Source organism: Streptomyces lasalocidi (assembly GCF_005280215.1).
Lineage (GTDB): Bacteria > Actinomycetota > Actinomycetes > Streptomycetales > Streptomycetaceae > Streptomyces > Streptomyces longwoodensis.
On the sequence record NZ_SZNQ01000003.1, the window covers coordinates 160,884 to 182,276 of the forward strand.

Sequence of the window (21,393 nt, forward strand, 5' to 3'; positions counted from 1 at the left end):
GCCTAGACCCGCCCGAACGGGGTCAGGTATCTGTTCGCCACTTCAGATCTCGCCCAGGACAAGTGGGTGGCTCCGCTGGCGTGAGAATCATACCGATCAGGTGGTCGAGCGCGGCAGAGGAGCCGGGACCGTGGAGTTGAGCCTCGGGGGCGAGGGTGGCTGCGGTCCGGCGCAGTTCGAGCCAGCCGAGGTAGGCGGCGTAGGCGGCGAGTGCCCGGGGGCGGGCGCCCTGCGGGCCGAAGCCTAGGTCGGTGAAGATCTCGGTCAGAAAGGCCAGTCGGGCTTCAGTGACCCTGGCAACTACCTCGGCGATGGCCGGGTGTCTGGTCTGTGTGGCGAGAGCGGGCTCGAGACCGGCGATTTCCTCGCCGCCAAGAGCCTCCGTAAACAGAGCGCGGGCCCGAGCCCGGGCATCGCCCAGCGCTCGGACGGCCGCCATCACCTCGGCGGTGGCGCGCAGTTCCCAGGTCTCCAGGGCTGCCACTAGCAGGGCCTCCCGGTCGGCAAAATGCCAGTAGAAGCTGCCGCGCGTAACGCCCAGCTCACGCGCCAGTCGGTCCACCGCTACCGCGGTGATCCCGCCGCGGGCCAGCGCCTGCAACGCGGCCATAGTCCAGTCATCCCTGCCGACTTTGCCCTTACCCATGTGCCGTACAGTACTGTACGGAGATCCGTACAGTACTGTACGGATGTGTCTCGGAAGGGGTGGCGGGATGAACCTGGTGGCATGGGTGCTCGGACCGGCGGGGGATGACGGGACACGACAGCCGGGGAGTGGCTCAACGGCAGGCGCAGACCTGGGAGTTAGAGCCGCGGCTATCGCGGCGAGTGCGGGCTTGTCGGCGGCTGGGGCCCTGCATGCAGTGTGGGCGTTCTCCCCCTGGCCGCTGGACTCGCGGGCCGACTACGCGGCCGTCGTGGTGGGGGTGGCGGAATCGCAGCTGCCGTCCCGCCCGCTCACATTGACCGTCGCGGGTATGCTGGGCCTGGCCTGCTGGCTCGTTGTCACCGGCGTCCGGCCGACAAACCACCTAGCTGCCTCGCGCCTGGTCAGGGGTGGGCTATGGACGCTCTGCGGTGTGCTGTTGATTCGCGGGCTGGGTGGCCTGATCGTCTCGGGCTTCACCCTGAGTGAGGCGCCGGCCGAGTTCCGGCACTGGGACCTGCTGCTGTATTCCCCGCTGTGCATCGTCCTCGGCGGCTTGACCGGCTTTGTGACAGTCCGGGTCCGTAGTCGCCGCAGCAACAGTGGAAGCCGCGCCTGACCCGCCTTGCAGCTCCAGCGACCTGACCTGGTCACCAAACACTCCGCGGACAGAAGGATGCAACGAACGCAGGGAAGGGCATCAACGTTCCCCTCCGTCCCTGCTGGTCGAGATGTCGACGAGAAGGGGCAATCTGTTCGCGTACGACAGGATGTACCTTGAAATCCAGCTTGCCGCGATTATGGGGCTCGGACCGGGGTGTTCGCCCCTGTTACCGTTTCCCTGGCCCCACAATGGGTTTCTGGGTTTCTGGGTTCCTGGGTTCCGGGTCCGGCATGACTTGCGCCCCTTGTCGGTCATGGTTGAAATGGTGGTGTCACCGGGCTGGGAGGCATTGAGCCTTCTCCATCTTCACTATGAGCTGGTCAGATGGAGGGTGAGGACGGCCTGGACGAGGCTAATGACCCTGGTGATCGAGCACCGCAGTTTGCGGAGGAGCCTCCAGGACTTGAGGGTGGCGATGGCCTGCTCCCCGAGGGCCCGGATCTTCGCGCGAGACCGAGTTCGCCGCCTTCTGACCTGTCGAGAAGGTCTCCCATGTAGGGGATCCGGACTGTGCCGCCGGCGCCCCGGTAGCCTTTGTCGGCCCAGCACTTGATGTCGGCCTCGGCGAGGGCGCCGACGATGCCGTGTTCACGCGCAGCACGGACGTCGTGGACGGCGCCGGGCATGGCCGGTGAGGCCCACAGCAGTCGGCCGAAGGGGTCGGCGATGACCTACACGTTCATTCCGTGTTTCTTGTGTTTTCCGGAGTAGAACGGCCGGTCCGCGGCGGTGCGGTCGATGGGCAGTAGCGCGCCGTCCAGGATCAGATACGCCTTCACCGACGCGGTGCGCATCGCGTCGGCCAGGCTGGGGGCGAGGACGTTCAGGAGCTCAACAGCCTCGGTGACGTAGCGGTATGCCGTCGTGGTTCCAACGCCGAACCCGGCCGCGAGCTGGGCATAGGTGTGTCCCACCCGCAGATGGGCGAGTGTCAGCAGGGCCTGACGAATCTCTGACTCAGGTCACTACTGAGCTTTTCGTTAGTTCTGTGGGTGCAGGAGCTTCAGGGGTGTGAGCATGATGGTGTGTCTTCCAAGCCGCAAGATGCTGTTGCCGGTGTCTCCGTTCTGCCGTTGACGCGGCCCCAGTTGGCCGAGGCCCGGCGCATGCGCGCGGCCGAGTTGTTCGAGCAGGGACGTCCTTCATCCGAGGTTGCCCGGGCAGTGGGGATGCATCCCGAGAGTGTGCGCCGGTGGAAACGGCTGTGGGAGCAGGGCGGGGTTCAGGCATTGCGGCGGCGTTCGGCTACCGGTCGGCCGCCCAAGCTGGACGACGCCCGGGTCGAAGCGGTTCGGACTGTGCTGGAGCAGGGCGCCCAGGCGCACGGGTTCGAGGCGGACCTGTGGACGCTGGAACGGGTCGGCGTCGTGGTCGAGCGGGTGACCGGGGTGACGTTGGCCCGGGCCTCGGTATGGCGTCTGCTGACCGGGCGGCTGGGGTGGAGTCTGCAGCGGCCCAGGCGCCAGGCCGTCGAGCGGGACGAGTCCGAGATCGCCCGATGGGTTGCCTAAGTGGCCCTAACAAAGCCTTTGGACGTGTCGGTGGGTGATCAGGCAGACGGCAAGGCCGAGGAAGGCCTCGTGGATGTCGTCGCGTCGTTCCCAGCGGATGCGCAGGCGGCGGAAGCCGTGCAGCCAGGAGATGGTCCGCTCGACGACCCACCGGAAGGTCCCAAGGCCGGTGCCGTGAGGCTGGCCTCGTTCGGCGATCACTGGCCGGATGCCCCGCTTGCGAAGGAGCCAGCGGTACTTGTCGTGGTCGTAGCCGCGGTCGGCGAAGAGCATGTCCGGGCGGCGTCGGGGCCGGCCGACGACTCCCGCGACCGCTGGGATCTTGTCAAGCAGCGGAAGGAGCTGGGTGACGTCGTTGCGGTTGCCGCCGGTCAGCGACACCGCGAGCGGGATGCCCTGGCCGTCGGTGAGGATGTGGTGCTTGCTGCCCGGCCGTGCGCGGTCGACCGGGCTGGGTCCGCTTTTGGGCCTCGCCGAGCCGCTCTGACATGCGAGGAGTCGATCACCGCCCGCGACCAGTCCAGCTGGTTCTTCGACCGCAGCTTGTTCAGCAGCAGCTGGTGCAGCTGGTCCCAGACGCCGGCCTCGTTCCAGGCCGCCAGACGCCGCCAGCACGTCATGCCCGAGCCGAAGCCCAGCTCCTGGGGCAAGTACTCCCACTGAATGCCGGTGTGCAGGACGAACAGGATGCCGCACAGGGCCTGCCGGTCAGGCACCCGCGGCCGTCCCTCAACCTGCTTCGGCGGCGGCTCGGGCAGCAACGGCTCGATCAGCGACCACAGTTCGTCCGACACGATCCACGGCCGCGACTGACGCTTCCCCATGCCCGCATCAACGAACGATCAAGCCGACAGTCACATGATCACGCGCTTTTGTTAGAGCCAGTAAGAGTGGCCGCGCATCAAAAAGGGGCGGTGAAGAAACGTGCCTGGATCGTGTTCTTCGACGAATCAGGCATATCGCTGCTGCCCGAGGTGCGTCGCAGCTACGCACCCCGTGGCCGCACTCCGCTCTTGCGGCACCGGCTGAACTGGAAACGAGCCGGGATGGCCGCCGCGCTGGGCTACCACGCCGCCGACCCCGAACGCGGCCCGCGGCTGTGCTTCCACCTCAAGCCGGGCAGCTACAACACCACTTCCCTGATCGAGGTGCTGGAACAGATCAAAACCTTCTACGCCGGTGAGCCGGTGGTGTTGGTATGGGACGGACTGTCCGCGCACTGGAGTCGGGGCATGCGGGCCTGGGCGGGCGAGCAGGACTGGCTCACCCTCGAGCGGCTGCCGGCCTACGCACCCGAACTCAACCCGGTCGAACTGCTGTGGTCGGCCATCAAAACCCGCGAGCTGGCCAACCTCGCCGGCGACCACCTCGCCGATGTCGCTGACGCAGCCGAACGCGGCATCCACCGAGTCTGCTCCAGCGAGCAGCTCCCCTGGTCCTTCCGCACCCACACCGGCCTGATCATGCATCCCCAAACACCACAGAACTAACGAAAAGCTCAGTAGATGAGTGGTTCCGAATGATCAGAGGTCGTAGGCGATCATGTCACCCCGGCTGGGCGTGCGTCCTATGGGTGGTACAGCTCTTGCGCGCGGGCGGAATCGATGGGGCGGTCCTGGGGCAGGTACAGGAAGTAGTCCAGTTGCCACGCCTGCGCAGTGCCGGCTTGGCGGTTGATGGTGGTCACCCAGGGCGGGTAGACGCGGAAGGCTCGTTTCCCACTGGAGCTGTCTGCTGATGCGACACCGTGTTGGCGGAGCGCCTCCATAGGAAAGACGAACTGGCCGAAGTGATGATGGTCGCGGGTGCTGACGACGAAGAGGTCAACGGGGTCGGTGGCGTCGAAAGGCTGGATGGGCCCGCCCAGGGACCTCTTCCACACGGTGACGAACTGGCCGACCTTTGTCGGGGTCGTCTTGGCTGCGCGGAATCGGATGGCGAGTCCGTCAAGAGTGAAGGCGTGGGCTGCGTATGCGGCACTCTCGGTTTCTGGGGCTGGCTGCGAGCAGGTGAACCCGCAGGGGTCGTAGACGAGCGCTTTCGCCGCGAGGAGATCTCTGTGGGCAGGGGTGGTGTCCGACCACGGTTTGAATCCGGTGGGGTGGAGATCGGGTGAGTGCCCTCGGTTCGTCGCCATTCGTTCACCCTGTCACAAATGCTGGAACGGTCGCCGACCGAACTGACGGCGCAGCTCTCGTTGACATTCGAATGCTGACGGTGTCCGGGAATGCAGACAGGGCATCCAAGATCGTTGTGTGACGAACAACCTGGATGCCCTGCTGACCGCACTGTACGTGAAGATCGACGACGAGATCGGAGGCACCCGATGGCTGGGCCGACCGCCGCAGCTGACGGACTCCGAACTCGTCTGCCTCGCCGTCGCGCAGGCGCTGCTGGGCTTCACTTCGGAGTCGCGGTGGCTGCGGTTCGTGGACTCCCGCTTAGGTGAGATGTTCCCGTACGTGCCCAAGCAACCGGGCTGGAACAAGCGGCTGAGGGCCGCGTTGCCGCTGGAAAAGAAGATCATACGGCTCCTGGCCGCCGACACGGACTTCTGCTTCGACAATCACTGGATCGTCGACTCCACGCCGGTGGCATGCGGCCGCTCGCGTCCGGCCGTGAAGCGGTCGGACATGGCCGGCTGGGCCGGATACGGGTACTGCGCTAGCCACAGCCGGTTCTTCTGGGGCCTGCACCTGTTCCTGGTATGCACCCCGACCGGGATGCCCATCCTGTGGGCTCTTGCCAACCCGAAGATCGACGAACGCGAGGTACTGACCGCGATGCTCGACCGCGAACCGGAGACGGTCACGGACCGGCCGGGGCTGCTGGTGATTTCCGACAAGGGATTCGCTTCCAAGGAGTTCGAGGCCGATCTGGCCTTGCGGGGTGCCGAGTTGTTGCGGCCGTCGTACAAGCGCGAGAACAAACGCAAGGGCGAGAGCCTCCTGAAATCAGTGCGACAGCTGATCGAGTCGGTCAACGACACCCTCAAGGGCCAGCTCGACCTGGAACAGTACGGAGGCCGGACCTTCGAAGGCGTCGCCGTCCGCGTCGCCCAGCGCGTCCTCGCGATGGCCGCCGCGATCTGGCACAACCACAAGACGGCCAGCCGGTCACACGCTCCCTCATCGCCTACGACCACTGATCACATCGGAATGACTCGTTTAGGCGCCGCACTGCCGGCGCAGCCAGCTCGTCGCGCCTACCCACATGCCGCCCTCGGTGACGTCCCGCATTGTGCCGCTGATCCGGACCAAGTAATGGCAAAACGCGAGATCGGCTCCGGGGGTTGTCAGGTCGCGGATCTCATGACCGATCCCGGTGCTGTGGCGCGCAGCACGGCCTTGCGTCCCCGGCCCCCGTGGGTGAACCGCCCCTCGGTGACCAGCCGTTTGACGCAAAGTCTGACCAGCTGGTTGGTCATGCCCAGCGTCTGGGCGACCGCGTACAGTTCGCCAGCGTCTGCAGTGCCGTCCTCGCGGACGAGGCCGAACACCAGGGTCCGGGTACTGACCCCGGGCGTCGCGGGCTCCGCCGCGGAGGCGCCCGGGGGCCGGGTCGTCATCGCTGCTGCTCCAAGTTCAAGATGTCGCCGGATGCGCCGCCGCTCGGGTTGGCAGGGACGGCGCGATGCATCGTAGGCACAGCACTAAACCCCATGAGACCCCTGAGGTACGGGTCTGCTCGCTACGTACGGCGGTGAAGCCGTGCCACTCATGCAGCAGCCATGTTCGGCCGCGATGGTCGCGCTTTCGGCCAGCAGCAGGCCGCCGATGCCGGCGCTCCGGTAGGCGGGGTCGACGGCTATGCCGTCCATGACCAGCTCCCCGGGCTCCGAGGTGCGATCGAGCAGGGCCAGCATGACGAGCCGGGACATCCCACGCAAAAGCCCGTAGCTGGACAACATGTCGCGTATGTCGCCGCCAGCCAGACCGCGCCCTGAGAGCTGGTAGCCGGCCAAGCTCACAACACGTCTTCGCCGAACCCCTCCCAGTACAACGCGGCCACCTGCTCCTCGGTTTGCCGGGGTACGACGCGGCGGATGGTGGCTGCCAAATCGATGAGTCTTCCTCGCACTCTACGTACGATCATAGTACGGTCGAAACGAAAACGATCGTTTCTAGTCTGATAAATATCCCCTGGAGGGAAGATGGCGCTGAAAGGCGCTCTACGCCGCCGGAAGGTCCGGATCGTGCTTGCGACGTTGGCCGCACTGGTGGTCATGGCAGCGGGCCTGGGTGGGCTGGTGGTCTGGCAAAACACCTACGACCTGCGCGAAGAGGTGGTGACGATACCTCGGGTCGGCCAGACCCTGGAGGGCGTTCTGGCACTGCCGAAGCATGGAAAGGGGCCCTTCCCGCTCGTGGTCTTCGTGCACGGCGACGGACCTGTCGACGCCACGCACGACACCTTCTACCGGCCGATCTGGGAGTCCTTCGCCCGCGCCGGCTATGCCTCACTGTCCTGGAGCAAGCCGGGCGTGAAAGGCGCGCCCGGCGACTGGCTCGACCAGTCCATGGACGACCGCGCCCAAGAGGCCGTCGACGCCATCGCCTGGGCCCGGCAGCGACCAGACGTCGACGGCAGCCGGATCGGCCTGTGGGGCGCCAGCCAGGCCGGCTGGGTACTGCCCAAGATCGCCGCCAAGGACCCCGGCATCCGCTTCACCATCGCCGTCTCACCCGCCATCAACTGGCACCGACAAGGCCGCTACAACCTCTTGGCCGAACTGCGCCGTGACGGCGCCTCCGACACCGAGATCACCGCCGCCCTGCGCCGCCGTGAGACCGGGCTGGAACTGCTCAGGCGGGGCGCCTCATACGGGGAGTACGTCCGTGCCGTCGGCGATCCGCAGGGCATGACGGCCGCCCGCTGGAGGTTCATCTCCGAAAACCACACCGCCGACGCGAGCGCCGACCTGCCCGCACTGCGCCGCATGCCGGTCCTGCTGGTGCTCGCCGGCCACGACGTGAACGTCGACACCGCCGACACCGAGGCCACCTACCGCCGGCTCCTGCCAGCGCCGGCGCTACGCGTCGCCCACTACCCGGACGCCACCCACGGCCTGGTCAAGCACGACGTGGAGAACTCCTCACTCCGCCTCACCCTGACTGCACTATGCACGCCCAGAGCCCTGTTCGCCGACGGCTTCCTCGACGATCAACGACGGTTTCTTGCCTCCGTCAGCACCCAAGGAGCGAAACGATGACCATCCGACCCGCGGCAGAGCCCACATCGGTGCCGCCGGCCAAGGCGGCAGCACCGCAGCGCCTCTCCGACATCGACGCGCTGCGCGGCTTCGCCCTCTGCGGCATCCTTCTCGTGAACGTCACCTTCATGGCCTCGGCCTATCAGGGCACCGGTGTGGATGACCCGGCCTTCGGCTCCGCACTCGACACCGCCGTCCGCTTCACCACCGAGGTCTTCTGCGAGACCAAGTTCTACCTCCTGTTCTCCTTCCTCTTCGGCTACAGCTTCACCCTTCAGCTAGCTTCCGCGGACCGCGACGGCGCCACCTTCCTGCCCCGCTTCCTGCGGCGCTGCGCCGGCCTGTTCGCTCTCGGGCTCTGCCACGCCCTCCTGCTCTTCCCCGGCGACATCCTCACCACCTACGCCGTACTCGGCCTCATCCTGCTCGCCGTTCACCGGATCCGGCCGTGCACCGCATTACGCGCCGCCATCGCCCTCTTCGCCCTCACTGCGTTCTGCTACCTACTGCTGGCCTGGGCACTGGCCGCCACCAGGGGCGGTGGCATCGACACCGCCGCCGTGACCGAACAGGGCCGCCAAGCCACTCAGGCGCTCCAAGGCAACGCCGCATCGGTCATCAGGGCCAACCTGCGTCAGATGCCCGACGTGGTGGTCATGCTTGTCCTCTTTCAGGCTCCTGCGGCCTTCGCCGCGTTCCTGCTGGGTTTGGCGGCCGGCAAGTGCGGCATGCTGACCGACCCCACCCGTCACACCTCGCTCCTGCGCCGCCTGCAGCAGACCGGTTTCACGATCGGCGTCGCCGGAGGCCTGGTCTGGGCACACGCGAGCCACGGCTACTCCGGCACGGCGTACCAACTGCTCGCGCTGGCCGTGGACGTGGTGACCGCGCCGCTGCTGGCCGTCGCCTACGCGGCCACGGTACTGCGGACACTGGCCGGGCCGCACGGCCGGCAGATGACGGCACTCCTGGCCCCGGCAGGCCGCATGACCCTGACCAACTACCTCGCCCAGTCACTGGTACTGGCCCTCGTCTTCACTGGATACGGCGCAGCTCTGGTGGGGCGGCTCTCCCCGGCCTTCGCCACCCTGACCGCCCTGGCCCTGTTCGCCCTGCAACTGGCCTTCAGCCGCTGGTGGCTTGCCCACCACTCCTACGGACCCGCGGAATGGGCGCTGCGCACGGTCACCCTGGCCCGGCGCCCGCGCCTGAAAGGAGCATCATGACGGTGCGTCTGTGACCGGCCCGTGCCTGACCTGCGTACCGGAAGGCCGCACTGCCGGGTACCCAGCCTTCGCCAAGGCTGTGACTGAATCGTCATGCGAAAGCGGGGGGAGTAACGGAGCACGACGACAGATCACAAGACACGCCGCGGGACACCCTTCGGCCGCCCTGGCTGTAAGCCGCGACGGCGATCACCAGGTCCTCCCATGCCATCCCGCTCGTCTTCACAACCATAGGGCGGTTGGCAGCGGGGGAGCAGCCCAAGCGGAGCAGGTCGGTCATCGACACCAGCGACTCAGGCTGCAGCCAGCCCTCCCGTACCGCTAGGACAACGTCGCCGGCCTCACGTAGTGCGACTTGGCGGCTCTCGACGACGACCGTCGCACGTCCCATGAGAGCGCCGTCCAGTTCACGCACCGATGGCTCGTGGGAACCGACGGCCAGGACGAGCGCCGAGTCCTGCACGAGGCTGCCATCAACGACCGGTTCACGTGCTGAAGTAGCCGTGACGACGACGTCCGCGCTGCGGACACGGCTCGCAACCTCCGCATCGCCGGTCACCAGGCGGCGGTCGGCCCATACGGGAGGCGTACCGGCGCTGCGCGCCACGACGGTGACGTCAGCAACGGGTACGTGGGCTCGGATCATGCGTGCGTGCCCCTCGCCCTGCGGTCCTGCGCCGAAGACAACGAGCCGAAGCCCGGCGGACGAACCGGCTGCCAGGGCCCGCAACCTGTCCAGGCCGGCTGCGACCGAGACCGCCGGCGTGCGCAGAGCTGTCAGGGCGATGCCGTCCAGGATCGCTGCGCAGGTCAGTGTTGCACTGTCGTGCAGGAGGTAGGTGGCGTTGATCCGTTGCAGGCCGCGGGCGGTGTTGCCCGGGGATACCGTGGCAATCTTCACCCCGAACCACCCGCCTGCCTCCGACGGCATGAGCAGTCCCTGTCCATAGGCAAGCGGTAGGACAGCTCGCGGTACGTCGCTGTCGGGCTCGAGGCCTCCAGCCAGTGCGTCGCGGATAGCGGCGACAGCGGCGACAGGGCCCAGCGCGAAGACGTCTGCGGCATCGAGGTTGACAGTCATCGCAGTACGAACCCGGGAACGAGGTCATCTCGTGGATCGACGGTGAATCGGCATTCTGCCACCATGTGAGCTGTTCCCGTCATAGATGCGATCACGGCTGGCTGCCCGTGCGATGTGGCTCGCTCTTTTATGCGCGCACGGAAGACGGAACCCACCACAGATTCGTGGTGCAGCTCGTCTCCCGGGCGCAGGTCCCCGGTCGCGGCCAGGAGCGCGACCCTGGCCGAGGTGCCAGACCCGCACGGAGAGCGGTCCACTTCTCCGTCCGCGAATACGGTGAGGTTGCGTTGATGCAGTTGACGGCTGCCATCCGCGTGAACTCGTGGAGGTCCGACTTCCTCTGCGAAGATGGTTCCGTACACCCCTGACAGCTGTGGGTCGCTGGGATGCTCGGCGACGCCGGCGGTGTTGAGAGCGTCACGGATCTCACGGCCCACCGCGATGAGCTGGCTGACATCCTGCGGCCTCACCTTCAGGCCGATCGCCGCTGCCGGCAGGACGGCATACATGGCGCCGCCGAAAGCAATGTCGACGGTGACGGGTCCACGCGAGGTCTCGACTGGGATGTCGGTTGCGTGGACGTGGCTGGCGACGTTGGTGAAAGTCACCTCCTCGACCAGTCCTTCGCTGGTGCGGACACTCGCAGTAACGCGCCCCGAGGGCACGTCGACGACGACGTCGGTGACCCCGTCGGCGGGGGCCGGTACCCGACCCGAGGCGACGGCCCACGCTCCGAGAGCCATCGTTCCGTGTCCGCACGCGGTGGAAAAGCCGTCCTTGTGCCAGAACAAGACCCCTAGATGGGCACCGGCGTCATCCGGCGGAACCAGGAATCCGCCGTACATGTCCGCGTGACCGCGCGGTTCGCTGCACAGCAGGGCCCGCATCCACTGCACTTCGTCGCTGTTCATCGCTATGACGCGGCGCTGGGCGACGGTAAGCCCGTCGCCGGTCACCGCGGCCGGGCTGCTGGGCACGATGCGGAAAGGCTCGCCCCCGGTGTGCCAGTCGATCGTGTCGATCGGTTCTGTTCTCTGCATGTCTCACGCCCCCAGGTACGCCTCGACGACCTGCGGGTCGGTACGCAAGTCACCAGCCGGTCCGGTCAGCGTCACGCGGCCGGAGTCGATGACGTAGCCGCGGTGCGCGACCTTCAACGCGGCCCGTGCATTCTGCTCGATCAGCAGCACGGACGTGCCCGCTTCGTTGATGGAGCGGATGGCGTCCATGACCTGGGCGACGACCAGTGGCGCCAGGCCCATCGAGGGCTCGTCCAGCATGATCAGCCGGGGTCCGGCGACCATCGCCCGGCCGATGGCGAGCATCTGCTGCTCACCGCCGGAAAGAGTGCCTCCCTGCTGGTGGCGGCGCTCGGCCATGCGGGGGAACAGTTCGTAGACCTGCTTGATCCGCTTGTCGACCGTGGCCGTCTCACGCACGGTGTAGCCGCCGACTTGGAGATTCTCGTGCACTGTCAGCCGAGAGAAGATGCGCCGGCCCTCGGGCACGTGCACGATTCCGCGCTCGACGATCGACCAGGGCGCGGCCGCGGTGATGTCCCTGCCGAACGCGGTGATGGTCCCGGACCTGGATCGCACCACGCCGGAAATCGTCGAGACCGTCGTGGACTTGCCGGCCCCGTTGTTGCCGAGCAGAGCGACGATCTCTTTCTCGCCGACGCAGAGGTCCAGGCCCCTGAGGGCTTCCACCTTGCCGTAGGCGACTTCCAGGCCCTTGATGTCAAGGATCGGTTCCATTACCGCGCCTCCGCAATGCCGTCCGTGCCTGCTTCGGCCGCGATGCGTTCGGCCTCGGCGTGCGCTTCCTGGTCTTCGGCGCCGAGGTATGCCTCGATGACCGCCGGGTTGGACCGGATGGCCGCAGGTGGGCCGTCGGCGATCTCCTTGCCGTAGCTCAGGACGACGATCCGTTCTGAGACCTCCATGACCAGGCCCATGTCGTGCTCGATCAGGACCACTGCGGTTCCGAGAGCGGCGATGCGCCGCATCAGGTCGAGCAGTTGGGTCTTCTCTGTGTGGTTGAGTCCGGCCGCTGGCTCGTCGAGCAGGAGCATCCGCGGCTCGCGGGCCAGCGCCCTGGCGATTTCCACACGCCGTTGTTCGCCGTACGGGAGGTTGCGGATCTGCGCGGTCCGGTCGTAGTGCATGCCGACGAAGTCCAGCCAGCGGTGTGCCTCGTCGGTCGCCGCGTCCTCACTGCGCCAGTAGCGCGGTGTGTGCAGCATCGCATCGAGGGAGTTCTGTTTGATGCGGACGTGCATGCCGGCACGCACGTTGTCCAGGACGGTCAGGTCGCCGAAGAGCCGCAGGTTTTGGAACGTGCGCGCGATACCGCTGGCAGCGATCACAGCCGGCCGTTTCCCGGTGATGTCGCTGCCATTGAACGTGACCGAGCCGGAAGCCGGCTGGTAGAAGCCGGTGATGCAGTTGAAAGCGCTGGTCTTGCCGGCGCCGTTGGGGCCGATGACGGAGAGCACCTCGCCTTCCTGGACGGAGAACGTCAGGCCGTCGACGGCGCGTACCCCTCCGAACGAGACAGACATGTTCCTCACGTCGAGGAGCACCTTGCTCACGGCCTACCTCCCTGCGATTGGCGTCCGCGCCGCCTGGGTTCACCTGTACGGCTCGGCAGCAGTCCCTGGGGGCGGAAGATCATGACGACGATCAGCAGCAGGCCGAAGACGAGATAGCGCCAGTTCTCCGCCCCGCGCAGCAGTTCGGGCAGTAGCGAGATCACCAGCGCCCCGACGACCACGCCCGGCACCGAGCCCATGCCGCCGAGGACGACGGCCATCAGGATGAGCGCGGACCACAGGAAGTTGAAGCTCGGAGGGGAGATCGCTGTCTGGTGTGCCGCGAACAGCACGCCGGCGATTCCGCCGAAGATCGCCCCTGCGATGTAGGCGGCGAACTTCACCTTGTAGGTGTGGATGCCCATGGCCTCGGCGGCGTCCTCGTCCTCACGGACGAACCTCCACGCCCGGCCGATCCGTCCGCGCCCCAGCCGGCTGGAGAAGAGCACGGCCACGATGACAATGACCGCGGTGATCCAGTAGAGCGCGACATCGGCACGCAGTCCGAAAGCGCCGAAGTCCGGAATGCCGTACAGGCCGTTCGGCCCGCCGGTGAAGTCGAGGTTGTTCGCTGTGATGCGGATGATCTCCCCGAAGCCCAGGGTGACGATGGCCAGGTAGTCGCTGCGCAGCCGCAGCGTCGGCCCGCCGATGACGAGCCCGCCGATGACTGCGGCGGCCACGACCACAGGGATGGTTGCGAGCAGCGGCCACCCGTACCTCGTCGACAGCAGCCCTGAGACGTATGCCCCGATCGCGAAGAAGGCGGCGTAGCCCAGGTCGAGGAGTCCGCAGTAGCCGACCACGATGTTCAGCCCGACCGCGAGCATGATGAAGATCAGCGCGTCAATCGCGATCTGGATGACGTAGGTACTGGAGTTGAGGTACGGCAGAGCAAGCGTGACTGCCGCTAGACCGAGGGCGAGCCATCTGCTCGCAAGGAGTCCGGATGCAGTTTCGGCGAGGGCCGCGCGACGGTCTGTGAAGGTTCCGACTTTGGAGCCGGCGGGCGCGACGTTCGCGGGTGCTCGCTCTTCCACGGCCCTGACATATGCCGAGGGTGCCTCCATGGTGCGCGGAGTCGACTCGTCGTTCATCACACACGCTCCGTGACGCGTTCGCCGAGCAGCCCGGTGGGGCGCACGGTGAGGAAGAGGATGAGGAAACCGAACGCAAAGACATCGCGCCATTCGCTGCCGAGGTAGGCAACTGCGAACGACTCCAGCAGGCCGAGCACGACCGCTCCCAGAACGGCTCCTCGCAGGTTGCCGATTCCGCCGATGACCGCGGCAGTGAAGGCCTTGAGTCCGATGACAAACCCCATCAGGAAGTCGATCTTCCCGTAGTACGCTCCGGCCATGACTCCGGCAGCGCCAGCGAGTGCCGAGCCGATGAAGAAGGTCCGCGCGATGACCCGGTCGACGTTGACTCCCATGAGCAGGCAGGCCTTTGGATCCTGCGCGATGGCCCGCATCGCACGTCCCGACCGGGTCTTCCTGACCAGGGTGTCCAAAGCGATCATGAGAAGGACGGCGATGGCCATCATCGCCAGCTGCGCATAGGTGATCCGCGCGCCGGCGATGTTCAGCGTGCCTCCGGTGACACCGATCTGGTAGACCTGCGGATTCGGACCGAAGGTGACTGCGATGCCGTATTCGAGGGCGAAGCTCGCGCCCACAGCGGTGATGAGGACGGACAGCCTCGGTGCGCTGCGCAGTGGGCGGTAGGCCACCCGTTCCAGGATCACCCCGAAGGTGCCAGTGGCGGCCATCGCGGCGATCATGATGGCTATGAGAGCGATCAGCCCGCCGCCCAGTGCGCCGGCGCCGACGCTCAGCACGGTGAAGCCTGCGAAAGCGCCGAGCATGTAGATGTCACCGTGGGCGAAGTTAAGTAGTTTGATGATCCCGTAGACCATCGAGTAGCCGAGTGCGACCAGGGCATAGAACGAGCCGACGAACAGGCCGCTGACCACGAGTTGGATGAAGTGGTGCATGAGGGTTCCCTGGGGCTTAGGGGAAGCGGCAACACGCAGGTGACCGACCGAGGCCGGCCACCTGGCGTCACTTGTTCGGGACGAAGCCGTTGTCCTTGACGACGAGGATGTCGAAGCCGCCCGCGCTCAGCGTGTGCTCGGGGGTGAACTTCAAAGGCCCGGAGAAGATCTTGAAGCCGTCGGTCTTCTCGAGGGCGGCGGTGAGGGCCTGGCCGTCGGTGGTGCCGGCCTTCTTGACCGCCTCGGCGGCGACGCGCACCGCGTCATAGGCCTGTGTCGAGTAGGGCCCGGGCTCGGAGCCGAACTTCTTCTTGTACTTCGCTACCCATGCCTGGCCGCCGGGTATGGTCTGCGGCGTCTGGGTCATCGTTGCGAACACGCCCTGGGCGTTGTGCTTGCCTGCGATCTGGATCAGTTTCGCGTCGACGGATCCGTCCGCGACCATGATCCGGCCCCGGTAGCCGGCCGCCTTGAGCTGCTTGATGAGCAGACCGCCCTCCTGGTAGTACCCGGTCCAGTAGACGAAGTCCGCCTTCGCTTTCAGCACGGCGTTGACGGCTCCGGAGTAGTCCGACTCGCCGGCGGTGACCGCCTGGTGTTCGGCGACTCGGACGCCGTCCGCCCGCAGGTTCTTGTCGGTGCGCTTGGTGATGTCGGCCGAGTAGGAGGTGTTGTCGTCGATCAGGGCGACGCTCTTGCTGCCGCTCTCCTTGATGAACTGGGCTGCGGCCTCGGCTTGCTGTATGCCGGTGCCGTTGATCAGGAAGACGTTGTTTCGCTTCTGCGCCACGAGGTCGGCGGAGTTGGCGGCCGGAATGAGCATCGGGATGTTCGTCTTGCCGAAGATGCTAAGCGTCGGCAGGGTAGCCGAGGAGCAGTAGCCGCCGACCGAGATGTCGATGCTGGCACTGACGAGTTTGGCGGCACCGGCAGCGGCGGTCTTGGGATCGCAGGCCTCATCCTCGACCGTGAGCGAAAGCTTGCGGCCGTCGACTCCGCCTGCGGCGTTGATTTCGTCGACTGCGAGCTGGGCTCCGTGCTTCATGTAGGGTCCGATGGCGGCCGAGCTGCCGGTCAGAGGGGCGAGCATGCCGAGCTTGATGGTTCCGGAGTCGCTGCCGGCGGAGCCGTCCTGAGTGAGATCACCGCAAGCGGTGAGGGTGAGGCCGAGTGCTACGGCAGCAGCCGCCATGGTTCCGCGACGATTGATGGTCATGCCTTGCTCCGTCTCGCGTGGTCTCTTGGGGACCACCGGGGAGCCGAGAGTGCTCCCCGGTCGTGACGACGTCTCCTCCGATTGCGAGGTGTGACATGTCACAAGTGATTGCTGTTGTGCCGCGAGGGCGGCGATGGCGCTGCCATGGGTGTGCAGGCGGCTCGCCCTGCTGTTTGCTGCGCGTTGAGCGCGAACTGGTCGACAGTTGGCTCATGGGCCGTTGTGAGGCCCTGTGCGACCTTCTGTCCGGCTCGTGCAATGCCACCCATCTTTAATGTGTGACATTGCACTGACGATAGCGGGCCGTTTCGCGAGGCGCGAGGTGTGAGCGCCCTCGTGATGAATGTGTAATTTTCAGCCAGGGCACGTGGATCACGCCACGCGCATGGTTCTGCTCAGAGGGTGAAACCGGCCGGGTACGGATCCGACGGATCGAGCATGTACTGCGCAGTGCCCGTGACCCAGGCGCGGCCGGTCACGGAGGGCAGAATGCCCGGCCGATCTCCGACCGTCGTTTCTCCAAGAATGCGTCCAATAAACCGCGAGCCGATGAAGGACTCGTTGACGAAGTCCTGCCCCACGGGCAACTGCCCGCGCGCGTGCAGCTGCGCCATCCGGGCGCTGGTACCCGTACCGCAGGGTGACCGATCGAACCAGCCTGGGTGGATGGCCATGGCATGCCGGGAATGTTCCGCCGTCGATCCGGGGGCTTCGAGGTAGACGTGATGGCACACGTCGATGGCCGGATTCTCCGGGTGGGCCACGGGGTTCTGCTTGTTGATGGCGTCCATGATGGACAGTCCCGCATCGAGCAGTTGCTGCTTTTGCGCGCGGTCGAAGGGGATGCCGAGGTCTTCGGTGCGGACGAAGGCATAGAAGTTGCCGCCGTAGGCGATGTCGTAGCGCACCGCGCCGTACCCGGGGACATCGACGACCTGGTCGAGTGCGTGGCAGTAGGAGGCCACATTCTCCAGAGTCACCGATTCGGCATGGCCGTCGCGGACTCGTACCCGGGCCCGGACCAGCCCAGCCGGCGTGTCGAGCTGCACGATGGTTTCCGGCTCGACGGCCTCGACCATTCCGGTCTCGACGAGGACTGTTGCAACGCCGATGGTCCCGTGCCCGCACATCGGCAGGCAGCCGGACACCTCGACGAAGAGCACCCCGAAGTCGGCGTCCGGCCGGGTTGAAGGCTGCAGAATCGCTCCCGACATCGATGCGTGCCCGCGCGGCTCACACATGAGCAAGGTGCGCAGGCCGTCGCGTTCCGCGACGAATCGCTGCCGTCTCTCGAACATCGTCGCCCCCGGCAAGACGCCCACGCCGCCCGTGATGACTCGGGTCGGCATGCCCTCCGTGTGCGAGTCGACGGCGTGATAACAGACGGTCGAGCGCATGGTCAGCTCACCCCGGCGTCGATGAGGACCTGGGTGACGGCACGCACGGTGGCCTCCGTCTCCAGGCTGAGAGGCTGCCGCGGCGGACGGCAGATCCCGCCGCGGCGGCCGATCATCTCCTGGCCGAGCTTGATGGCCTGGACGAACTCTGTCTTGCTGTCCCAGCGCAGAACCGGGTGCAGCTGGCGGTAGAGAGGCAGCGCCGTCGCCAGGTCGCCGGCGACCGACGCGTTGTACAGCGCGAGGCAGGCCTTGGGGAACACCTGCGGGTAACCGGCGACCCAGCCCTTGGCGCCGGCGAGGCCCACCTCCAGGAGGGTGTCGTCGGTTCCGATCATGAGATCGAGGCCGGGCGCGAGTTCGGAGATCTCGTAACAGCGCCGCACGTCACCGGAGAATTCCTTGACGCCGACGATGAAACCTTCGGCGTGCAGCTTGGCCAGCAGCTCCGGGCGCAGGTCGACCTTGGTGTCGATGGGGTTGTTGTAGGCGGTGACGGGCAGGCCGACCGAGGCGACCAGCTCGAAGTGCTCGAGGACGGCGCGGTCGTCGGCGCGGTAGGCGTTGGGCGGCAGGCACATGACGGCCTGGCAGCCCGCGTCCTTGGCGAACTGGGCGTGCCGCTTGGCCTCGGTCCCGCCGTAGGCGCCGACGCCGGGCATGACGGTGAATCCTTCGGGAGCGTTCGCTATGGCCGTCTCTACGACGCGGTCGCGCTCTTCGTACGTCAGCGTCTGGTACTCACCCAGCGATCCGTTCGGCGCGACGCCGTGCAGTCCCTGCTCGGCGAGCCAGGCGACGTTGTCGCCGTAGGCGGCGAAGTCGACCGTGAGGTCGTCGTTGAAGGGCAGGCTGGTCGCGACGATGACGCCGTGCCAGGGCTTGCGGGTCTCGTTCATCAATGCTCCTTGTCGGTTTTCACTGTCGTTCGTGCGATGTCGACGGTTGTTCGTCGAGCCGGGCGAGGGCCCCGAGAGTGACGGGGGTCGCCACGATCCGTTCCGCGGGCGTGTATGCCCGCTCGTGTGAGGTGAGGCAGTGCACGGCTGGCCCGCACATCCGTCCCTGGCACCAGCCCATGCCGGCCCGGGTCAGCTGTTTGACCTGCCGGTGGTCCTGGGCACCGCCGTCGGAGCGGGCAGACCGGACCGTAGCTGCCGTTACCTCCTCGCAGCGGCAGACGACGGTGTCGTCGGTCAGCCACGAAGACCATGCTGGAGGAATCGGATGAGCGAGGCCTAGCGCCCGGCCGAAGGCGCGCTGTCTGGCCACTGCGGCACGGACCGCAGCCAGGCGCTGTCTGCCCAGCACCGGGGGAGCGCCTGTGTCGGCAAGGATGGATTCGGCGGCAAGGCGTCCTTCGCTTACCGCGAGTGCCGCCCCGCCCACGCCGCATGCCTCGCCTGCAACATAGACACCTGTGACGGAGGTGCGCTGGCCACCGTCGACGGCGATGACCGAGTTGCCGTCTGCCGAGGTGGTCAGCGCGCAGCCCAAGGGGATGAGCAGGTCAAGCTGTGGTACGAATCCCCAGCCGACACCGACGGCATCGACGTCGATTCGCCGTTCCGTTGCCGGACGCGGTCGGCCGTCGGATGTCAGCGACGCAATCCGGACCGATGTGACCCGGGCGCCGCCTTCGGCGCTGATGATCGCCGTACGCGGCCGGATCGGGATCCGGTGGCGGGCGAGTGCAGCAGCGTATCCGGCGGCCTCCAGCCATTTGCCGGGGTTACGCAGCAGAGGGCCAGGATGGCGCAGCCAATTCGTTGGACGGGCTGCCTCGCACACCGTGACCACTTGGACTCCGCGTGCCGCGAGGCCAGCCGCCACCGGCAGCAGGAACGGCCCGGTGCCCCCCAGCGCCACGCGGCTGCCGGCCGTGACCCCGCCACCTTTGAGGAGTGCCTGGAGGCCTCCGATGGTGAGCACACCCGGCAGGTCCCAGCCGGGGAAGGGCAGCTGCCGGTCATAGGCCCCCGTCGCTACGCAGATTCTGGGCGCACGCAAAATGGTGGCGGTTTCCCGGGGTGCGTCACGCCGGTCGACCATGTGGATTGCGAAGCCGTCGCCGTCCCGGACCACGGACCACACATGGTGCGCCAGACGCAGTTCCAGCCGTCCTGCCACCTGGCCCGCCGCCAGGGCGTCACACAGGGTGCGGTACTGGCGCAGACCGTGGTGCAGATCCTTGGTGGGAATTGCCGAGCGCGCGTGCTCTGGCGGATGCCGCCAGAACTGGCCGCCGACAGCGGTTCCGGAGTCCACCAGCACGACGCGCAGTCCACCAGCTGCGGCCGCGGCCGCAGCGGCCATGCCGGCCGGCCCGGCGCCGACAACGACGAGGTCAAGTAGCTCACTCATCGTCACCCTCCTCGGTCGTGACGGTCATGTCCGGACGCGCTGAGACCAGGCAGGCACGCTGCCCCCCGATGCCGTCAATGGTCACCAGGCAGTCGAAGCAGACGCCGATTCCGCAGAAGACGCCACGCGGGCGCTGATTGATGCGGGTAGTGCGCCAAGCGACCCGGCCTGCGGCAACGAGGGCTGCGGCAATGGTCTGTCCTTCGGTGAAGGGCAAAGGCTCGCCGTCGACGACGATGTGGCTCACTTCGACGCACCTCCTTGGGTGAAGAAGCGGTCGGGTAGAAGACCGGTGTACGCCGCCGGGTCGGCACCGTGCCAGGGGCGTCCGAGCAGGTGGGCTGTGACAAGTGCGCCCGTCGCGGGGGCGAGTCCGATGCCCGCCCCTTCGTGCCCGCACGCGTGAACAACCTGCGGCAGGCGCGGATCGGGGCCGATGACCGGCAGATGGTCCGGGCAGTACGGCCGGAACCCGCGATAGGCACGGATCAGGTGGACCGTCTTCAAGAACGGGAAGAGCCGGCACGCCTGCGCGGCGAGCGTGGTGAGCACGGCAGGGTTCGGCGTCATGTCGAAGCCGACGCGTTCGCGGCTGGCGCCGATCAGGATCGTTCCGCCGCGGGTGCCCTCGACCACACAGGAGGTTTCCAAGCCCTCATCCGAGGAGGCGACGTTGGCGACGTAGTCGGCCGAGTAGACCTTGTGGCGCACCATCGGCGGCAGCGGCTCGGTCACCAGGACGAAGCCCCGCCGCGGCAGGACCTCGATGGGTGCGCCAAGCCGACGGCCGACCTCTCCTCCCCAGGTCCCGGCCGCGTTGATGACGGCATCAGCCTGAAGGACATCGCCAGACGCGGTGAGGACGCCCGTGACCCGACCGCCGCGGTCGGCCGCCGCGGCAGTGACCTCGCCTGTCAGCAGGCGCGCACCCCGGGCCACGGCGGCGTCCAGGAGCGCGGCTGCCGCGAGGACGGGCTGCACCTGTGCATCCTGCGGGTAATGCACACCTCCGGGAAGCCCAGCTGCGAGGTGGGGCTCCAGATCACGGACGTGCTCGACCGGCTCGACGCGGACGCCGCACGCAGCCTGCCGTGCAGCGAACGCATTGAGCGCCGATAGGCCTTCTTCAGTACTGGCGACAACAAGGCCGCCCTTCGGCTCCAACTCGATGGTCTCCGGCCCGACCTCCTTGGCAGCCTCTTCCCAAAGCGTGCGGCTCAGTCGGGCCAGGGAGAGCTCGGGGCCCGGTTCCTTGTCAGAGACGAGGACGTTCCCCTCACCGCGGCTCGTCGTTCCAGCACCGACAGGACCGCGGTCGATGACGGTGACGTCCATGCCGGCCGCAGTAGCGTGGAAGGCGCACGCGGCACCGACGATGCCGGCGCCGACGATGACGACCTTACAAGTCACCGACTCCTCCTCTGTGCAATGTCACATGCCATTGCTTAGGGTATACATCTGCATCACCCGAAGACAATGACCAGCTC

20 protein-coding genes and 4 pseudogenes are annotated in these 21,393 nt (G+C 67.0%); 6 read left to right on the top strand and 18 right to left on the bottom strand.

What is annotated here, in order from left to right:
• Nucleotides 1–22: 22 nt before the first annotated feature.
• A complete protein-coding gene (locus E4U91_RS36250) occupies nucleotides 23–646 on the bottom strand; it encodes a TetR/AcrR family transcriptional regulator (protein ID WP_137311292.1) in 624 nt (207 codons plus the stop codon).
• Between the two features lie 67 nt (nucleotides 647–713).
• Here E4U91_RS36250 and E4U91_RS38350 point away from each other — a divergent pair, with 67 nt between their 5' ends.
• Complete coding sequence (locus E4U91_RS38350) at nucleotides 714–1,265, top strand: DUF3995 domain-containing protein (protein ID WP_241678957.1); 552 nt, start codon at nucleotides 714–716, stop codon at nucleotides 1,263–1,265.
• A gap of 354 nt (nucleotides 1,266–1,619) precedes the next feature.
• On the opposite strand, the pseudogene E4U91_RS36260 reads toward E4U91_RS38350, so the two are convergent.
• Nucleotides 1,620–2,257 (bottom strand): annotated as a pseudogene (locus E4U91_RS36260) (transposase family protein); the annotation flags it as partial.
• A gap of 78 nt (nucleotides 2,258–2,335) precedes the next feature.
• Between E4U91_RS36260 and E4U91_RS36265 the strand changes: the two are divergent.
• Nucleotides 2,336–2,821: a winged helix-turn-helix domain-containing protein gene (locus E4U91_RS36265; RefSeq protein ID WP_137311294.1), complete on the top strand. Its 486-nt coding sequence runs from the start codon at nucleotides 2,336–2,338 to the stop codon at nucleotides 2,819–2,821.
• A gap of 6 nt (nucleotides 2,822–2,827) precedes the next feature.
• On the opposite strand, the pseudogene E4U91_RS36270 reads toward E4U91_RS36265, so the two are convergent.
• Nucleotides 2,828–3,645, bottom strand: a pseudogene (locus E4U91_RS36270) (IS5 family transposase).
• A 90-nt stretch (nucleotides 3,646–3,735) separates the two neighbouring features.
• Here E4U91_RS36270 and E4U91_RS36275 point away from each other — a divergent pair.
• Nucleotides 3,736–4,311, top strand: a complete 576-nt coding sequence (locus tag E4U91_RS36275; RefSeq protein WP_137311295.1) for a transposase — start codon at nucleotides 3,736–3,738, stop codon at nucleotides 4,309–4,311.
• Between the two features lie 77 nt (nucleotides 4,312–4,388).
• Here the strand turns inward: E4U91_RS36275 and E4U91_RS36280 are convergent, their stop codons facing one another.
• A complete protein-coding gene (locus tag E4U91_RS36280) occupies nucleotides 4,389–4,958 on the bottom strand; it encodes a MepB family protein (protein WP_137311296.1) in 570 nt (189 codons plus the stop codon).
• 118 nt (nucleotides 4,959–5,076) lie between these two features.
• Here E4U91_RS36280 and E4U91_RS36285 point away from each other — a divergent pair.
• Nucleotides 5,077–5,969 (top strand): annotated as a pseudogene (locus tag E4U91_RS36285) (IS982 family transposase).
• Between the two features lie 177 nt (nucleotides 5,970–6,146).
• Here the strand turns inward: E4U91_RS36285 and E4U91_RS36290 are convergent.
• Nucleotides 6,147–6,389 (bottom strand): annotated as a pseudogene (locus tag E4U91_RS36290) (PaaX family transcriptional regulator C-terminal domain-containing protein); the annotation flags it as partial.
• Between the two features lie 84 nt (nucleotides 6,390–6,473).
• The gene (locus E4U91_RS39410) at nucleotides 6,474–6,731 is read right to left on the bottom strand and encodes a GNAT family N-acetyltransferase (RefSeq protein WP_338326719.1); all 258 of its coding nucleotides are present in this window, start codon (nucleotides 6,729–6,731) and stop codon (nucleotides 6,474–6,476) included.
• A gap of 243 nt (nucleotides 6,732–6,974) precedes the next feature.
• On the opposite strand from E4U91_RS39410, the gene E4U91_RS36300 reads away from it, so the two are divergent.
• Both E4U91_RS36300 and E4U91_RS36305 read left to right on the top strand, forming a co-directional pair.
• Nucleotides 6,975–8,033 carry an alpha/beta hydrolase family protein gene (locus E4U91_RS36300; protein ID WP_137311297.1) on the top strand — a complete coding sequence of 353 codons (1,059 nt, stop codon included), beginning with the start codon at nucleotides 6,975–6,977 and terminating at the stop codon, nucleotides 8,031–8,033.
• Entirely contained in the window at nucleotides 8,030–9,259 is a 1,230-nt protein-coding gene (locus tag E4U91_RS36305; RefSeq protein WP_137311298.1) for a DUF418 domain-containing protein, read from the top strand. The genes E4U91_RS36300 and E4U91_RS36305 overlap by 4 nt, the downstream gene beginning before the upstream one ends.
• Nucleotides 9,260–9,350: 91 nt before the next feature.
• Here the strand turns inward: E4U91_RS36305 and E4U91_RS36310 are convergent, their stop codons facing one another.
• From E4U91_RS36310 to E4U91_RS36365, 12 genes are all read right to left on the bottom strand, one after another.
• The gene (locus tag E4U91_RS36310) at nucleotides 9,351–10,340 is read right to left on the bottom strand and encodes an ornithine cyclodeaminase family protein (protein WP_137311299.1); all 990 of its coding nucleotides are present in this window, start codon (nucleotides 10,338–10,340) and stop codon (nucleotides 9,351–9,353) included.
• Nucleotides 10,337–11,380 (bottom strand): proline racemase family protein, encoded by a 1,044-nt coding sequence (locus E4U91_RS36315; RefSeq protein ID WP_137311300.1) that lies wholly within the window; start codon nucleotides 11,378–11,380, stop codon nucleotides 10,337–10,339. The genes E4U91_RS36310 and E4U91_RS36315 overlap by 4 nt, the downstream gene beginning before the upstream one ends.
• A gap of 3 nt (nucleotides 11,381–11,383) precedes the next feature.
• The gene (locus E4U91_RS36320) at nucleotides 11,384–12,097 is read right to left on the bottom strand and encodes an ABC transporter ATP-binding protein (protein WP_137311301.1); all 714 of its coding nucleotides are present in this window, start codon (nucleotides 12,095–12,097) and stop codon (nucleotides 11,384–11,386) included.
• A complete protein-coding gene (locus E4U91_RS36325; RefSeq protein WP_067237775.1) occupies nucleotides 12,097–12,933 on the bottom strand; it encodes an ABC transporter ATP-binding protein in 837 nt (278 codons plus the stop codon). The genes E4U91_RS36320 and E4U91_RS36325 overlap by 1 nt, the downstream gene beginning before the upstream one ends.
• Complete coding sequence (locus E4U91_RS36330; protein ID WP_067238022.1) at nucleotides 12,930–14,030, bottom strand: branched-chain amino acid ABC transporter permease; 1,101 nt, start codon at nucleotides 14,028–14,030, stop codon at nucleotides 12,930–12,932. Before E4U91_RS36330 ends, E4U91_RS36325 begins: the two co-directional genes overlap by 4 nt.
• Nucleotides 14,030–14,929 carry a branched-chain amino acid ABC transporter permease gene (locus E4U91_RS36335; RefSeq protein WP_137311302.1) on the bottom strand — a complete coding sequence of 300 codons (900 nt, stop codon included), beginning with the start codon at nucleotides 14,927–14,929 and terminating at the stop codon, nucleotides 14,030–14,032. Before E4U91_RS36335 ends, E4U91_RS36330 begins: the two co-directional genes overlap by 1 nt.
• Before the next feature lie 67 nt (nucleotides 14,930–14,996).
• Nucleotides 14,997–16,145 carry a branched-chain amino acid ABC transporter substrate-binding protein gene (locus E4U91_RS36340; RefSeq protein ID WP_137311303.1) on the bottom strand — a complete coding sequence of 383 codons (1,149 nt, stop codon included), beginning with the start codon at nucleotides 16,143–16,145 and terminating at the stop codon, nucleotides 14,997–14,999.
• Between the two features lie 395 nt (nucleotides 16,146–16,540).
• On the bottom strand, nucleotides 16,541–17,542 hold the full coding sequence (locus E4U91_RS36345) for a proline racemase family protein (protein ID WP_137311304.1): 1,002 nt from the start codon (nucleotides 17,540–17,542) through the stop codon (nucleotides 16,541–16,543).
• A 2-nt stretch (nucleotides 17,543–17,544) separates the two neighbouring features.
• Nucleotides 17,545–18,441: a dihydrodipicolinate synthase family protein gene (locus E4U91_RS36350; protein WP_137311305.1), complete on the bottom strand. Its 897-nt coding sequence runs from the start codon at nucleotides 18,439–18,441 to the stop codon at nucleotides 17,545–17,547.
• Between the two features lie 19 nt (nucleotides 18,442–18,460).
• On the bottom strand, nucleotides 18,461–19,906 hold the full coding sequence (locus tag E4U91_RS36355) for an FAD/NAD(P)-dependent oxidoreductase (RefSeq protein ID WP_137311306.1): 1,446 nt from the start codon (nucleotides 19,904–19,906) through the stop codon (nucleotides 18,461–18,463).
• Nucleotides 19,899–20,153 carry a (2Fe-2S)-binding protein gene (locus E4U91_RS36360; protein ID WP_137311307.1) on the bottom strand — a complete coding sequence of 85 codons (255 nt, stop codon included), beginning with the start codon at nucleotides 20,151–20,153 and terminating at the stop codon, nucleotides 19,899–19,901. The genes E4U91_RS36355 and E4U91_RS36360 overlap by 8 nt, the downstream gene beginning before the upstream one ends.
• Nucleotides 20,150–21,316, bottom strand: coding sequence for an NAD(P)/FAD-dependent oxidoreductase (locus tag E4U91_RS36365; RefSeq protein ID WP_137311308.1), 1,167 nt, complete (start codon nucleotides 21,314–21,316; stop codon nucleotides 20,150–20,152). The genes E4U91_RS36360 and E4U91_RS36365 overlap by 4 nt, the downstream gene beginning before the upstream one ends.
• Between the last annotated feature and the right edge of the window lie 77 nt (nucleotides 21,317–21,393).

Coding starts and splice junctions, on each gene's coding strand:
- E4U91_RS36250 (WP_137311292.1), bottom strand. CDS start 646: ATGGGTAAGGGCAAAGTCGGCAGGGATGACTGGACTATGGCCGCGTTG.
- E4U91_RS38350 (WP_241678957.1), top strand. CDS start 714: ATGAACCTGGTGGCATGGGTGCTCGGACCGGCGGGGGATGACGGGACA.
- E4U91_RS36280 (WP_137311296.1), bottom strand. CDS start 4,958: ATGGCGACGAACCGAGGGCACTCACCCGATCTCCACCCCACCGGATTC.
- E4U91_RS39410 (WP_338326719.1), bottom strand. CDS start 6,731: ATGTTGTCCAGCTACGGGCTTTTGCGTGGGATGTCCCGGCTCGTCATG.
- E4U91_RS36300 (WP_137311297.1), top strand. CDS start 6,975: ATGGCGCTGAAAGGCGCTCTACGCCGCCGGAAGGTCCGGATCGTGCTT.
- E4U91_RS36305 (WP_137311298.1), top strand. CDS start 8,030: ATGACCATCCGACCCGCGGCAGAGCCCACATCGGTGCCGCCGGCCAAG.
- E4U91_RS36310 (WP_137311299.1), bottom strand. CDS start 10,340: ATGACTGTCAACCTCGATGCCGCAGACGTCTTCGCGCTGGGCCCTGTC.
- E4U91_RS36315 (WP_137311300.1), bottom strand. CDS start 11,380: ATGCAGAGAACAGAACCGATCGACACGATCGACTGGCACACCGGGGGC.
- E4U91_RS36320 (WP_137311301.1), bottom strand. CDS start 12,097: ATGGAACCGATCCTTGACATCAAGGGCCTGGAAGTCGCCTACGGCAAG.
- E4U91_RS36330 (WP_067238022.1), bottom strand. CDS start 14,030: ATGAACGACGAGTCGACTCCGCGCACCATGGAGGCACCCTCGGCATAT.
- E4U91_RS36335 (WP_137311302.1), bottom strand. CDS start 14,929: ATGCACCACTTCATCCAACTCGTGGTCAGCGGCCTGTTCGTCGGCTCG.
- E4U91_RS36340 (WP_137311303.1), bottom strand. CDS start 16,145: ATGACCATCAATCGTCGCGGAACCATGGCGGCTGCTGCCGTAGCACTC.
- E4U91_RS36345 (WP_137311304.1), bottom strand. CDS start 17,542: ATGCGCTCGACCGTCTGTTATCACGCCGTCGACTCGCACACGGAGGGC.
- E4U91_RS36350 (WP_137311305.1), bottom strand. CDS start 18,441: ATGAACGAGACCCGCAAGCCCTGGCACGGCGTCATCGTCGCGACCAGC.
- E4U91_RS36355 (WP_137311306.1), bottom strand. CDS start 19,906: ATGAGTGAGCTACTTGACCTCGTCGTTGTCGGCGCCGGGCCGGCCGGC.